11 protein-coding genes are annotated in these 14,116 nt (G+C 63.1%); 3 read left to right on the plus strand and 8 right to left on the minus strand.

What is annotated here, in order from left to right:
• Positions 1–73: 73 nt before the first annotated feature.
• The gene (locus tag AWC30_RS08905) at positions 74–709 is read right to left on the minus strand and encodes a TetR family transcriptional regulator (RefSeq protein WP_207568418.1); all 636 of its coding nucleotides are present in this window, start codon (positions 707–709) and stop codon (positions 74–76) included.
• 84 nt (positions 710–793) lie between these two features.
• Here AWC30_RS08905 and AWC30_RS08910 point away from each other — a divergent pair, with 84 nt between their 5' ends.
• On the plus strand, positions 794–1,759 hold the full coding sequence (locus tag AWC30_RS08910; RefSeq protein ID WP_085109847.1) for an aldo/keto reductase: 966 nt from the start codon (positions 794–796) through the stop codon (positions 1,757–1,759).
• Between the two features lie 58 nt (positions 1,760–1,817).
• Here AWC30_RS08910 and AWC30_RS08915 read toward each other — a convergent pair whose 3' ends face one another.
• From AWC30_RS08915 to AWC30_RS08945, 7 genes are all read right to left on the minus strand, one after another.
• Positions 1,818–3,344 (minus strand): long-chain-fatty-acid--CoA ligase, encoded by a 1,527-nt coding sequence (locus tag AWC30_RS08915; protein ID WP_085109869.1) that lies wholly within the window; start codon positions 3,342–3,344, stop codon positions 1,818–1,820.
• A gap of 63 nt (positions 3,345–3,407) precedes the next feature.
• The gene (locus AWC30_RS08920) at positions 3,408–5,525 is read right to left on the minus strand and encodes an enoyl-CoA hydratase-related protein (protein WP_085109848.1); all 2,118 of its coding nucleotides are present in this window, start codon (positions 5,523–5,525) and stop codon (positions 3,408–3,410) included.
• Between the two features lie 33 nt (positions 5,526–5,558).
• Positions 5,559–6,779, minus strand: coding sequence for an acetyl-CoA C-acetyltransferase (locus AWC30_RS08925; RefSeq protein ID WP_085109849.1), 1,221 nt, complete (start codon positions 6,777–6,779; stop codon positions 5,559–5,561).
• Positions 6,780–6,820: 41 nt separating this feature from the next.
• The gene (locus tag AWC30_RS08930; protein WP_085109850.1) at positions 6,821–8,011 is read right to left on the minus strand and encodes a CaiB/BaiF CoA transferase family protein; all 1,191 of its coding nucleotides are present in this window, start codon (positions 8,009–8,011) and stop codon (positions 6,821–6,823) included.
• Positions 8,008–9,195, minus strand: coding sequence for an acyl-CoA dehydrogenase family protein (locus AWC30_RS08935; RefSeq protein WP_085109851.1), 1,188 nt, complete (start codon positions 9,193–9,195; stop codon positions 8,008–8,010). Before AWC30_RS08935 ends, AWC30_RS08930 begins: the two co-directional genes overlap by 4 nt.
• Positions 9,192–10,190: a phosphotransferase family protein gene (locus AWC30_RS08940; RefSeq protein ID WP_085109870.1), complete on the minus strand. Its 999-nt coding sequence runs from the start codon at positions 10,188–10,190 to the stop codon at positions 9,192–9,194. Before AWC30_RS08940 ends, AWC30_RS08935 begins: the two co-directional genes overlap by 4 nt.
• Before the next feature lie 80 nt (positions 10,191–10,270).
• The gene (locus AWC30_RS08945; protein WP_085109852.1) at positions 10,271–11,401 is read right to left on the minus strand and encodes a TIGR03617 family F420-dependent LLM class oxidoreductase; all 1,131 of its coding nucleotides are present in this window, start codon (positions 11,399–11,401) and stop codon (positions 10,271–10,273) included.
• 393 nt (positions 11,402–11,794) lie between these two features.
• Here AWC30_RS08945 and AWC30_RS08950 point away from each other — a divergent pair, with 393 nt between their 5' ends.
• The gene (locus tag AWC30_RS08950) at positions 11,795–12,991 is read left to right on the plus strand and encodes a helix-turn-helix transcriptional regulator (RefSeq protein WP_085109853.1); all 1,197 of its coding nucleotides are present in this window, start codon (positions 11,795–11,797) and stop codon (positions 12,989–12,991) included.
• Positions 12,992–13,127: 136 nt separating this feature from the next.
• Positions 13,128–14,012: a helix-turn-helix transcriptional regulator gene (locus tag AWC30_RS08955; protein WP_085109854.1), complete on the plus strand. Its 885-nt coding sequence runs from the start codon at positions 13,128–13,130 to the stop codon at positions 14,010–14,012.
• Positions 14,013–14,116: the final 104 nt, after the last annotated feature.

Here is a 14,116-nt window from a genome sequence, read left to right on the forward strand (position 1 = left end):
TCCGGCCCAGCCGATTGACACTTCAGCGAAACGCCGAGAATCGGTCATCACCATTCCATCGGTGGATTCAGGCTCAGGTGTCTGGGCTCCCGGGGGTGACGACCTGTTGTTCGACCCCGTCGAACGCGATGTCGATGAGGTGGCGGAGGTTTCGTTTCCCGTCTGACCGAGCCCACTCGTTGAGCGCGATATCGAGGCAGGCGAGCGCGCTGTAGACGAGCGCCTCTGCGGCGAGGCGCGGGTCGTCGGGCCCGACGAGCCGTGCCTCGATGAGCGGGGTGAGCAGGCTTGCCCAGGCTGCGTGCTTCTCATGGCTGCGTGCACGCAACGAGGCGGTGCTTGATGCCACCCGCGTTACGCGGAGTGCGGTCTCATACTCACCGTCCGCGATGTCGGCGATGACGTGGACGGCGGCGCGCAACGCCGCCCACGCGGACTCGCCGGTTGGACGGCCGACGAGCGTTGATCGAATCGATTCGCCGATCGGAACCAGGTCGCCGAAGACGACATCTTCTTTTGTCGCGAAATAGCGGAAGAACGTGCGCGCCGAGATACCTGCGACCGCGGCGATGTTGTCGACCGTCGTCGCGTCGAACCCGTACTCGTCGAAGAGTTGAAGGGCACGGTCGGCGATCTCGGCGCGGACAGCGGCGCGGGTCCAATCGCGGAGCCGTGGCGGCTCGATCTGCGACTCCGGCAGGTTCACCACAAGACCGACGTTACACCGAACGTCGGTGTTGACAGTAACTGTCATTATCGACATAATCTGCCTAACGGACGCGGAGGTCAGTGCATGCGTGAACGAATTCTGGGCCGGCAAGGACTGACGTCATCGGCGATCGGATACGGCTCAATGGGTGTCTCGGTCGCCTACGGTCCCGCCGACGAGCAGGGCGGAATCGAAGCGATCCGTCGTGCCTACGACCTCGGTGTCACTCATTTCGACACGGCCGAGATGTATGGGTGGGGCGAGAACGAACGGATCGTCGGCCGAGCGGTCAAGGGCTTCCGTGATGACGTGATCCTCGCGACGAAGTTCGGGTTTACCGCCCCCGACCTCGGCGTCGACAGCCGCCCCGCGCATATCCGCGAGGTGCTCGACAACAGCCTGCGCAATCTCGGCGTCGACTGCATCGACATCTTCTACCAGCACCGCGTCGACCCGGACGTTCCGATCGAAGATGTCGCAGCAGTCATCAAAGACGCCATACAGGCCGGCAAGGTCAAGTATTTTGGCTTGAGCGAGGCGGGGGAGAAGACTATCCGACGTGCCCACGCGGTGCAGCCGGTGTCTGTGTTGCAGACCGAATATTCACTGTTCGAGCGGGACGTGGAGCGCTTGTTCCCGACGTTGCGCGAACTGGGTATCGGGTTCGTTGCGTACTCGCCCCTCGGCCGGGGTTTCATCACGGGGAATGTCAAAAAGGCCGCCGACTACACCGATGACGATATGCGCCGATTCGATCCGAGGTGGCAACCGGGCAACTTCGAGAAGAACCGTGAGGTGACCGCTCGCCTGGCCGAATTCGCGGATTCGCTTGGCGCTACCCTCCCGCAGGTAGCCCTGGCGTGGGTGCTGGCGCAGGGCGACGACATCGTGCCGATTCCGGGAAGCCGACGCAAGAATCGCGTCGAAGAGAATGTCGGCGCGGTTGATCTCATTTTGTCGTCGGGAGACCTGGATCGTATCGCGAAGATCATCCCGGCGGGTGCCGCCGGTGCTCGGTACGTAGATGCCATGTTACCCCGGTGGGACTGAGCCGCGGACGCTGGATCCGAATCGGAACGCCGGTTGGCCCTAGAAACTCCGACACTGACTATTTGATCGGATCTCGCGTTTGCCGCAGCTCCCGTTTGAGGACCTTCCCGGTCGGAGTGCGCGGGAGAGAGTCGACGAATTCGATGGAGCCGGGCGCCTTATAGCCGGCGATGCGCGCCTTGACGTGGTCGCGCAGTTGGTCAACGGCGGCACAGGTGCCCTCGTGCAAGACGACGACGGCATGAACCCGTTCTCCCCATTGGTTATCGGGTAGGCCGATCACCGCGCATTCGCGCACAGCAGGATGGGACCCCAGGGCGTTCTCCACCTCGACGGAGTACACATTCTCGCCGCCGGTGACGATCATGTCCTTGATCCGATCGGCGATGTAGACGTAGCCCTCGTCGTCCATGTAACCGAGGTCTCCCGTTCGCATCCATCCATCGACGATGGCGGTAGTCGTCTCTTCGGGGAGGTTCCAGTAGCCCTGCATCGTGTGCCCGCCACGCACCCGGACTTCACCGATCACGCCGCGCGGAGTCTCGACTCCGGTTGGATCGGTGATGCACACCTCGGTGTGTGGGAGTGCTCGACCTGCGGACCGGAGACGTCCCTCTCGGTGGTCGGCGGGCCGCAGAAGTGTCGCCAGGCCCGCCAGTTCGGTCATCCCGTACGCCTGGGTGAACCCGGCCGCCGGGAACGTCTTTGTTGCCCGCGAGAGGAGACCCTCGGTGATGGGTGAGGCGCCGTACAGGATACTTTCGATACTGCCGACCTCCCGTGCCCGGGTCGACGGATGATCAACGATGGCCTGGATCATGGTGGGGACCAGCGTTGTGCCGGTAACCCGGTGTTCCTCAACAGCGTCCAGTACCGCCTCGACGTCGAAGGTGGGTAAGACGATGTGAGTTCCGCCGACGATCGCTTGAACGTTCCCGCCGGTGAAATCGGCGAGGTGGAACATGGGCGCGGCATGCAGATAGCGGCCGCCCGCACGGAACAGGCCGCACGCCGCGCCCCCGAGGCTGGACGTGACAAGATTCGCGTGACTGAGCATGACGCCCCGGGGAAAGCCGGTCGTTCCGCCGGTATAAAACAGCCCTGCCAGTGAGTCCTGCCCGCGGCGCACATCGTCAACCGGGGCGTGATCGGCGATCAGCTGCTCATAACCGAGCATGCCCGGAGGAGTTGGACTCTCACCGCAGTGGATCACAGACGTGAGGTCGGGGTACGCCTGTCGCAAAGCGGGAACCAGCGGTGCGAATTTATCGTCGACGACGAGGGTCCTGCTTTGACAATCCGCCAGCGAGAATGCGATCTCGGCTGGGCCCCACCGGGTATTGACGGGATTGAGAACGGCGTCTGCCCACGGTACTGCGAGCAGGAGTTCGCAATAGTTGTCGGAGTTGAGGGCCAGGATGGCTACGCGGTCGTCGGGTTTGACCCCGATGTGTCGCAGCGCGCCGGCGAACCGGCCGATCCGATCGGCGACTGAACGAAATGTGCGGACGCGATCACCGAATATGGTCATAGGGGCGTCCGGGGTTTGTTGAAGCGAACGGTGGAACCCCTGGGTCAGGTACATCGATTGCTCCTTCTTCCATGAGGCGGCCACCTCCCGAAAGCGGTTTGCCGCCGCTGCAGCGCCTCACCCACGCACAAGGTGTCGGCCTGTTCGTTCGACAAGTGACGCGGACGGAGTGAAGCGGTCTCCCTGGGCTTCGGCAAGCAGGCGACACCGCTGCACAAATCCCGGCAAACCACCGGCGTATTGGTCGGCGAACCGAAGGCAGCCGCCGGTCCAGGACGGGAACCCCACGCCGAACACAGAGGCGACATTCGCCTCGGCGTCGCTGCGCGCCACAAGCTCTTCCCGTGCTTGCAGCGCCGCGAGTGCCTGGCGGACGAGGAGACGATCCTGGAGCTCGGGCAGGTCAGGTATTTCGCGGTCGGTATCGAAGGCCTGCGCCAAGCCGGGCCACAGTCCGGTTCGGCTGCCCTGCTCGTACTCGTAGAAGCCACGGCCTCCGGCTCGTCCTGTCCGGTGAAACTCGGCGTTCATTCGGCCGAGGGTGGTGGCGATCGCGGATGGGCTGGCGGAGGTGGAGTTGGTCATCTCACCGTCGATGCGGGCGAGGACAGAAAACGACAGTTGGTCGGCCAGGGCGAGCGGCCCGATGGGATACCCGGCATGCTGGGCTGCTCGCTCGATGGATGGCGCCGGGGTTCCAGCAGCGAGCATCGTCAATGCCTCATCGAGGTACGCGTGCAGAATCCTGGTGGTGAAAAAGCCTGGCCGATCACCCATCACCACCGATCTCTTGCCGAGTTGGCCACCGAAGTCGATCGCCTTCGCCAGCGCTTCCGCCGACGTGCGGTCCGACTCGATGACCTCCAGCAGGGTCATGCGATCCACCGGGGTGAAGAAATGCATCCCGACCATGTTTTCCGGCTCGGGGACAACATCCGCGAGTTCGCTTATCGGCAGCGCCGAGGAGTTCGACAGAATCAAAGTGCCGGATTGAAGCCGGGAGCAGGCGGAGGCGAGCTGGCGGCGCCGTTCCTTCGCGTCATCGAAGACCGACTCGATGACGACGTCGACCTCGTGCGCGCAGTTGTCGATGTCGCAGGCACGGACCTGCCCGGAGCCCCGGCCGAGCTGCGCCCTCGCAGCAACGGCTACCGAGTCGGCGGCGCCGAAATCGGCAGACGTGATCGTGGTATCGATTCCCACTGCGGCGCAAGCGCGCGCAATCTCCGCCGCCACCGAGTTGGAGCCGATCACCAACGCCGATCGCGCGCGAAAACCCTGGAACTCGGCGGGTCTGCGTGTCGCGCGACGGATCTCGCGTGGCTCGAAGAATGTCACAGCGATGATGTTCGACGACGCGGGGCTCGCGATGAGCGCCGCGCAATGCCGTGACTCGATGGTTTGAGCGGTGGCGAAATCGACCCGAGCCCCTTCCACCACGGTCGCCAAGATCGCCTCCGCCGCGGCGTCCGAGGCGCCGCGGGTTCTGGCGATCAGTCGTGCCGGCAGCATCGTCAGGAGACGGGTCGTGCGCGGCTCGCCCGGAGCGCCACCCGGGATGCGGGCGCCCGGCTCATCCCACGGCTGTTTCGGCTCGGGGTGGGCCGCGATCCAGCGGGCAGCTGCGACGATGAGTTCGTCGGGCTCATCGACGACCTCGTCGACAAGTCCGACCGCCAATGCCTCGCTCGGCGTGAAGCGCGTTCCGGGCAGCAGTATCTCCTCTAATGCTTTCTGCATTCCGAACATTCGGACCGTCCGGACGGTGCCGCCAGCACCGGGGAGCACACCGAGTTTGGACTCGGGTAGACCGACAAGGGCGGTCGGATCGTCGACGACGATCCGATAGTGGCAGGCCAGAGCCAGCTCGTATCCACCCCCTAGCGCCGCGCCATTGAGGGCCGCTACCACCGGGCGGCCCAGAGTCTCCAATCGACGCAGGTGAACCTTCAACGTGTCGAGCATCGCGGCGACTTCCGCGATCGCATCGGGACCCAGGGCCGCGAACTCGCTGAGGTCGGCACCCGCGAAGAAGGTGGACTTTCCGGAGGTGAGGACGACCCCGGCAACCGTGTCACGTTCGGCCTCGATGCGGTCGAGAACCGTTGAAAAATCGTGCCTGAAGCGATCATTCACGGTGTTGGCGGGATTGTCGACGTCATTCATGGTCAAGACGACGACACCGTCGGCGGTCCGGTTCCAATCGAACATGGGGTGGTTGGATGCTGTGGTCATCGGAGTCTCCCTTGACGTGTTGGGTGAGGCCGGCTAAACGCGTTCGATGAGGGTGGCGATGCCCATGCCCGCCCCGATGCACAAGGTGACGACTGCGCGGTGTGCGTCGCGACGTTCGAGTTCATCGACGACGGTTCCGACCAGCATCGCTCCGGTCGCACCGAGCGGGTGTCCCATGGCGATCGCGCCACCATTGACGTTGACCTTGTTCTCCGGCAGATCGAGATCTTTGATGTATTTGAGGGCGACGGCCGCGAAGGCTTCGTTGATCTCGAAGAGGTCGATTTGGTCGGTGCTCAAGCCAGCCTTCGCGAGCAGTTTCTGCGTTGCCGGGGTGGGCCCGGTGAGCATGATGGTGGGGTCGGCGCCGGACGTCGCGGTGGCGGCGATGCGGGCGCGGGGGACCAGACCGTACCGCGTTCCTGCGTCTTTGTTGCCGATCAGGACGAGCGATGCGCCGTCGACGATGCCCGACGAGTTGCCGGCATGGTGGACGTGCTCGATGTGATCGACCCAGTGGTAGCGGCTCAAGGCCACCGCGTCGAAGCCGTCGGCGCCGAGTCCGGCGAACGCGGGTTCGAGCTTGGCCAGCGATCCGAGTGTGGCTTCGGGCCGCAGGTGCTCGTCCCGGTCCAGTAGCGTGAAACCGTGCTCGTCTTTGACGGGGACGACGGATTTTGCGAAGTACCCACCTGACCACGCGCCCGCCGCGAGTTGTTGGGAGCGAATCGCATAGGCGTCGACGGTCTTGCGGTCGAAGCCTTCGATCGTTGCGATGAGGTCGGCGCCGATCCCCTGCGGAACGTAGCCGGTTGCGATACTGGTAGCGGGATCTTCGAACCACGCGCCGCCATCAGACCCCATCGCGACTCGTGACATGGATTCCACGCCGCCGGCGAGGACCAACGACTCGGACCCGGATTGAACCTTCTGCGCGGCGATGTTGACCGCCTCAAGACCGGACCCGCAGAATCTATTGACCTGCAAGCCTGCGACGGTGACCGGCAAGCCCGCGGCCAGGGCGGCAATGCGGGGCAGTACGGACCCTTGTTCGTCACGCGGCGAGACAATGCCGAGGACGATGTCCTCGATAGCTTCCGGCGCGAGGTCGGGGTGCCGGTTCCGTAGTTCACCGATGAGGCCCACCACCAGTGAGATGGGTTTGGCCATATGCAGGGATCCGCTGGGCCGACCCTTTCCACGTGGTGTTCGGATCGCGTCGAAGATGTAGGCAGTATTCGAGTCATCGGTCATGGGTGCTCCTGAATCTGAGATCTCGCCACCGGATTGCCAGGTCATGTCCGCTGACGGCGGGCTGGCCAGCTGTCGGATTGCGCCAGAGCGCGCAGAATTTCGTCGTTGTGTTGCCCTGGCAGTGGTTGCCGTCGTGGTCGTGGCGCCGGCGTGCGATCGAATTTCGGCGCCGGTGCGGGTTGCTCGACGCCATCGACCGCCACGAATGTTGATCGTGAGGCGTTGTGGGCATCGGTCACGGCTTCATCGATGGTGAGGACGGGCGACACGCACGCGTCGGTTGCTTCGAACGTGGTGATCCATTCGGTGAGGGTCCGACCGGCGATGATCGTGCGAACCCGCTCGATCATGGCGGGCCACTGCTCTGGGCTGCCGTGGCTGGTCTGCCAGTCTCCCTCTTCGGTTACGCCGAGCCCCCGAAGGAAGGCGCTGTAGAACGGTGGCTCAATTGCGCCGACGCTCAGATACCGGTTGTCCGCGGTCCGGTAGACATTGTAGAAGTGCGCCCCGCCGTCGAGCATGTTTGCACCGCGACGGTCGACCCAGCGGTCAGCGGCGCGCCAAGCGTGCAGCATCGTGGTCAGCAGAGCGGCGCCGTCGGTCATGGCCGCGTCGACGACCTGGCCGGTCCCGGTCCTGCCGGCGTGATGGAGTGCCGCGAGGATCCCGTAAGCCAGCAGCATGCCTCCGCCGCCGAAATCGCCGATGATGTTCAGTGGGATGGCCGGCGGCCCGTTGCCGGGTCCGATCGTGTCGAGCACGCCGACGCGAGAGATGTAGTTGATGTCATGTCCGGCGTGTGATGCCAAGGGCCCCGACTGTCCCCATCCGGTCATCCTGGCGTAGACCAGGCGGGCGTTGAGTGTGTGGCACTCCTGCGGCCCGAGGCCGAGTCGCTCGGTGACACCGGGTCGGTAGCCCTCGATCAGGACGTCAGCCGCGATGATCAATTTTTTCGCAACCTCAAGGTCCGAGGCGTCTTTCAGGTCAAGCTCCAAAGAGCGCCGGTTTCTGTTGAGCAAGTCCAGGTGCGGCGGGACCGGATTGCCGGCATGGCCGCCGGGGCGGTCGATGCGAATCACGTCAGCGCCGAGGTCGCCGAGCATCATCGCGGCGAAGGGCGCAGGACCTATGCCGGCGAATTCGACGACGTTCACTCCGGTCAGGGGGCCGTCGCTGCCCCCGTCAGAGCCACTGTCGGCATACGGGCGCTGCCCAACCACGCTGGTCATGCCTTGGCGCTGTTGCGCCGCATAATGTCCCGGGCGATCGCATGCTTGTGGACCTCGGTTGGACCGTCGTACAGGCGGAAGGCGCGGATGTCGCGGAAGATCATTCCGATCGGCGTCTCATCGGATATCCCGATCCCACCGAGGACCTGCACGCAACGGTCGGCCACCTTGAACAGCTCCTCGGAGACCAGAGCCTTCACCATGGAACTTTCGTGGCGCCCCTTCTCGCCCTGATCGAGTCGCCAGCACGCCCACCAGATCGCAAGGCGGCATTGCTGCAAGGCGATTTCGTTGTCGGCGAGCATGAACGAGACTCCCTGATGTTCACCGATGGGCTTGCCGAATGCGGTTCGGGTACGCGCGTGCTCGACTGCGATCGACTGTGCGCGCTCGGCGGCCCCCAACCAGCGCATGCAGTGCGTGAGCCGGGCCGGAGCGAGGCGAAGTTGCGCGTAACGCAGGGCATTCCCGACTTCGCCCAGGACAGCGGACGCCGGCAGAGTCAGCTGGTCGAACGTGACGACGCCGTGGCCCTCTACATAGTTGCGGTCCATCGTTGACATGATCCGATCGATGACGATCCCCGGTGTGTTGCCGTCGCAGACGAACAGGGTGGGACCACCCGGACCAGAGGGGCTCTCCGGGACGTCGGCCATGATGATCCACGTTTTGGCGTTGGTGGCACCGGTAATCAACCATTTACGTCCGTTGATCGTGTATTGGCTGCCATCGAACGTCGCCGTCGTCGTCAGCTGTCGCGGGTCGGATCCGGCGCCGTCCGGCTCGGTCATCGCGAACACTGACCGCTGGTGACCGTCGATGACCGGCTTCAGATAGCGCTCAGATTGCTCGTCGTCGGCGATCTTCGTCAGTAGATACATGTTGCCCTCGTCAGGGGCGGCGCAGTTCAGCGCCACCGGACCCAGGGTGGACCAGCCCGCGGCCTCGTAGAGCACTGCTTGGTCGCAATGGGAAGGCTCGCGCCCACCGTAACGACGCGTGGCCTGGAAGCTGAGCAGTCCTCGTTTACGGGCCAGCGCGACGAGTTCGTCGCGCAGTTCATCGGTGGGGCCGTGTTGGGTGAGTCGGGAATCGGTCTCGTACGGGATGATTTCGTCGATGACGAATGCGCGAATCTCGTTGCTCAGCGCGACCACGTCGGCGGGGATGGTGAAGTCGATCATTGTTCTCCGTTCATAAGGTCGGCGGCGCGCTCGAACAGTTGCAAGGTGGCGGCGTGGAGTTCATCGCCGGTTCGTCGCGGGGCGAGCCCCGCTGTCGCTCGAGCAAAGGTCCCCTCGAGTAGAATTCCAAGCTTGAAGCAGGCCAAGACGGTGTACCAGGTCATAGCGCTGAGGTCGCGGCTGCTGCGTCGGCCATATCGAACGGTGAGTTCGGTTGCGCTGGGCAGCGGCGCGGAATCCATCAGCGGTCCGCCGAACACACTTGGGGCCTGAGGGAGTCGCCAGGTCGCCAACAGCCATCCGAGATCGAGCAGTGGGTCGCCGATCGTTGCCATCTCCCAATCGACGATGGCGGCTACATCGGGTGAGGCGCGGTCGAACATCACGTTCGCGGCGTGGAAGTCACCATGCATGATCCCTGCGGGCTGCTGTGCGGGACGATTTCGTACGAGCCAGTCAGCAACGAGATCGATGTTGGGAATCTCTGGCCCGTGGTAGCCGTCGAATCCACTGTAGGACTCTAGTTCGGCGAGCCACCGCGGCACTTGCCGCTCAAGGAAGCCATCGGGTTTCCCGAAGTCGTTGAGGCCGACTGCGCGGTAGTCGATTTCACCGAGCTTTGCGAGCGCGTCGATGATATTGAAGGCCATTCGTTCGCGAATGGCGGGATCATTTGCGTGTTGTGGGGGCAACTCGACACTGGGGTTGAAACCGTCGATGGGCTCCATGAGATAGAAGACAGCCCCGCCCAGCAGTATGGGGTCGGCGCACACCGCGATCAGTTGTGGATGTGGCACGTCACTGGCCTTGAGTGCGTCCAGTACCCGCGTCTCACGCAAGATCGCCTTGTTGCTTTGTGGCCGTAGATGCCGGGGACCCCGTCGAAGTACATATGGGCGTCCGTCGCGGACAAACGTCACCATGACGTTCTGTGTCCCGCCACCCAGTGCGGCGACTTCAGTCAGGGGGCCCGCGCCGAGTCCTTGGGCGGACATCCAATTCGCCACGACAGCTATCTCGTCCGGCTGGATCGGACTCTGCACTCGCGAATCACCGAGACCCGGTGCCGACGTCATCACGGCACCGGCTCCGGGGCCGAGACCGCCGGCGTCTCGCGTCCGGTGATGAGTGCGCGGGCGGCTGAGTCGTCTGCCGCTTGGACCGTGCGCGTCAGTTCGGCCAGTGCGGCGAGATCGGCGTCATCGTGCACGGCTATCGAAAACTCGATGTCGGTGACGACTTCGGAGAACCGGTTGATGATCCGGTCGCCGATCTCGTCGTAGGTCCCGATGACGACAAACGCGTCGAGGGTTTCGTCATCGATCAACGCGGGAAGCTCCTCCCAGCGCTGGGCTTTAGACAGCGCGTGTGCCTCCGTTGCCAGATCGCTCAAATTCAGGTGATCAAAGGCTGCGGCATATCCCGGGGTCGAGGCGTAGAAGGCGATGCGTGCTCTGGCGTCGCGAACTTTGTCGACGAGCTCTTCCTCAGTGCGAGCCGACGCGACAAGCGGCTTCATGCACACGCGGAACGAGTCGAGGTTCCGGCCCGCTCGCTGCGCCCCGCGGCGCACCGCCGGCAACATCACGTCCTCGATGTAGGAGGGAGTACACACCGGATGAGGTCGAATCCCGTCAGCGACTTCACCGGCGACCGCACACATGCCTTTGTTCACGGACGCGAGATGAACTGGTATATCGGGGTTGTCGATCGGGCCCGCGTCGAAGAGCGGCACCATCAGCGAGAGCTTGTAATGCTCGCCGGAGAACTGCAGTGGCGTGCCGTGCTGCCAACAATCCCAGATCGCCCGCACGGCCTGGACATACTCCCTCATCCAAGGGCCAGGCGGGTGCCAGAGCATGCCATAGCGCCGTTGGATGTGCCCGCGGACCTGAGTTCCCAGTCCAAGGGTGAAGCGACCCCGCGAAAGCTTTTGCAGCGTCCAGGCGTTGAGCGCCATTACCGTCGGGCTACGTGGAAAAGCGATGGTGACGCCTGTGGTCAGGTGCAGTCGCTGCGTGTGTCCCGCTGCGAGGGTCAATACCGTGAACGGGTCGTCCTTAGTCTCTTCGACGACGAGCCCGTTGTAGCCGAGGTCTTCTAAGAGCGAGGCGCTTTCGGCCACCGAGAAAATGTCGAGCGGTGTCGCGGGCGTCCTTAGTCCCGGATCGACTTTGCCCAAAGGCAACAACGTCTCAAGTCGCAAACGTCTCTCCTTGCGTTGTGCGTCGTCTAACGAACGCTACGTTGAGAGTTGAGCGGCCGACAGGGCTGAATCGGACGGATTAGTTCATCGAATCGATCTCGTGGGCGGAACCAGGAATCGTAAGCGCTCGATGCTCAGAAATGCGCCACGCGGGAGCCGGTATCCGTGTCACGACCGACCGGCGGTCGCTGGCGAACGGTGGACACCGGGGCCCCGAACCGCTATGTGGTGCCGGTGGTTGCCCTCGGCAAGCGTGCGGGTCAGGTGCGTGCCGGGGACGTGCGCCGGACTGGTTGCGCGATCGTGGCGTTGGTCACATACTGGGCGGGACTGCTGCGTCGTCGAGGAGGTACCTGAGCGTTCAGGCCCGACGAACCTGAGGAGGCCTGCGTAGTGACCGTCAAGAACGCCCCGAGTTCCGAGATCGCCGGATGTCTGGAGGAAGCGCGTGACATCCTGCGCGGGGCAATCGCCTTTGTTGGTGACGACGTAATTCGCAACGGCAGCGCAGATTGGGGCGTAGTCGCAGCGGATCAAATGCTGACCCTGATTCGTACCGCCTTGGTTGGCCGCCTCGACCTCATGGAGCAACAGTCTGAATCGCAGAATTACTTGAAAATATCGGCGTTGCTCATGCGGGCCATGCAAATCCAGTTAACGCTTAAGGATGCGCTTCTCGCGCGCCGGGATCAGCAGATCAACGCCGCTCATGAAGCGATTCGCGGACTCCGTGAGTTGCGCTCGCTGGCGGCGTTGGCGGAGGGCGCTCCCCAGCAGGCATATAAGATTGGCTTCACAAGAGTGCTGTTTTCACGCCTCGAAGGTGGGGTATGGCATGTGCGGTCCGCATTTGCCGGCGAGGATCACAACTTGGCGGCGACGATGGTTGCCGCGGGCAAATCGAACCCACGCAGACTCACCAACGTGTTGCCCGAACATGAAATGGTGCGACGCGGGACACCTATTCTTGTTCGCGACGCCGCAGCCAATCCGCGGGTGTATCCTGAACTCAACGAAGTGACCAGAAGTGCTGGCTATGTTGCTGCACCGGTATTCAGTTGGGGTCAGGCGGTGGGGCTTCTGCATGCTGATCATCACACCGAGATCCAAGGCGTATGCGAATTCGACCGAGGAATTCTTGGCGCCTTCGCTGAAGGCCTGGGAATCACGCTGGAGCGCAATGCGATGCTCGAACGGTTACGGTCAATGCGAGAGGCGGCCGGCGCATACCTGAGCACCGCGAATGCGCTGGCCGACGACTTTACGATTGATGTCATGGACCTGGCCGGAGTCGGCACTTCAACTGTCGAGACAATGGTCGAAAGGCCGTTACTGCAAGCAGACGGTCCGCGAGGTGGCCAAGACCCACTCGCTGAGCTGACCAGTCGTGAGCGGGAGGTGCTCCGGGCCCTTGCCACCGGCAGAACAAACGCGCAAATTGGGGCAAGTTTGTTTGTCACTGAAGGAACGGTCAAATCCCACGTCAAGCGAATTTTGCGAAAGATTGGGGCAAGTAACCGCACGGAGGCCGTAGCGAAATTCCATCGCGCACGGCTGGGTACCGGCGATCCCAGCGGTGTGGCGCCATAGTTCTGTGGTCCGTAATTCTGAGTTTGCCCCTAGGATGCCTAATAACTACCACTGTTGGGAGATGCGCGGTACGTTGTTAGCTCGATAGTGTGTATCCGTGGCAAATATTCCGGATGGGGCAGTGCCCGGGGAGCCGATGACTCTGACGGAGAACACAGATGCTGCCCTCGGTGCTCTCGCTCGACTGCGAGCCGTTCGGAACAACTCGCAACTGGCTGATCGCATACCGGCTGAATTGCGCCATGAGGGATTTCGCCGGATTCTTTTTTCGACGGTTCGAGATAACAGTTGGCGAATTCGATCAGCATACGTTGGTGACGATGCGATCCTAGCCGATGCCCTGGTACGCATCAGCCAGCAGCGGCCACGTCAACTCGGTGAGCCACTGCCGGAATGGTCCATGCTGCGAACTCGCAGGCCAATTCTTATTCATGACGCACAGAAGGACCCGCGTGTCCACGCCGAACTTGCTGCGGCCGTCAAATCGACCGCATATGTCGCGGCGCCGGTGTATGTGTGGGATGAACCGTTCGCACTGCTGCACGCCGATTTTGCCGAAAGATGCGGTGGTGTCGACTCGACTGACCGCGATCGGCTCGGGTTTCTTGCGGAAGGTATCGGGGCTATTTTCGAACGAAACCTGACGTTGGAGCGCCTGCGCATCATGCGGGCGCTCATCGATGAGCATACTCGTGAGATCGCGCTGCTAGCCGAAACATTCGACTCGCATATTCCGGGGGATTTCGCTGCGACTGCTGAATTCGGCGACGACGGTAGGGGCGTGGACGAGCGAAGACAATATCGAGACTCGGATCTACACGCCAAATTGACCCAGCGTGAGCGTCAGGTGCTGGGCCTACTGACTGTTGGCAAGACCAACGCTCAAATCGCGTCCCGGTTGTTCATTTCGCCGAATACGGTGAAGTCCCACATTCGGGACATCATGCGGAAGCTTCAGGCCACCAACCGCACTGATGCCGCCCTCAAAGGCCGCAGGGTGGCGCTGCCGCCGTCTCCGTGATCCCGGAGAATGTGTAGAGCTCGTCGGACGGCAAGAAATAGCACGAGGACCGCTGCTTGATTTCCAGCGACGCCGGATGCTCGATCCTGCGGTCTTGGTGACGC

The sequence above is a fragment of the Mycolicibacillus trivialis genome (genome assembly GCF_002102395.1).
Lineage (GTDB): Bacteria > Actinomycetota > Actinomycetes > Mycobacteriales > Mycobacteriaceae > Mycobacterium > Mycobacterium triviale.

Excerpts from the sequence above, each read along its gene's own strand:
- AWC30_RS08910 (WP_085109847.1), top strand. The coding sequence starts at position 794 with ATGCGTGAACGAATTCTGGGCCGGCAAGGACTGACGTCATCGGCGATC.
- AWC30_RS08915 (WP_085109869.1), bottom strand. The coding sequence starts at position 3,344 with ATGTACCTGACCCAGGGGTTCCACCGTTCGCTTCAACAAACCCCGGAC.
- AWC30_RS08920 (WP_085109848.1), bottom strand. The coding sequence starts at position 5,525 with ATGACCACAGCATCCAACCACCCCATGTTCGATTGGAACCGGACCGCC.
- AWC30_RS08925 (WP_085109849.1), bottom strand. The coding sequence starts at position 6,779 with ATGACCGATGACTCGAATACTGCCTACATCTTCGACGCGATCCGAACA.
- AWC30_RS08930 (WP_085109850.1), bottom strand. The coding sequence starts at position 8,011 with ATGACCAGCGTGGTTGGGCAGCGCCCGTATGCCGACAGTGGCTCTGAC.
- AWC30_RS08935 (WP_085109851.1), bottom strand. The coding sequence starts at position 9,195 with ATGATCGACTTCACCATCCCCGCCGACGTGGTCGCGCTGAGCAACGAG.
- AWC30_RS08940 (WP_085109870.1), bottom strand. The coding sequence starts at position 10,190 with ATGTCCGCCCAAGGACTCGGCGCGGGCCCCCTGACTGAAGTCGCCGCA.
- AWC30_RS08955 (WP_085109854.1), top strand. The coding sequence starts at position 13,128 with ATGACTCTGACGGAGAACACAGATGCTGCCCTCGGTGCTCTCGCTCGA.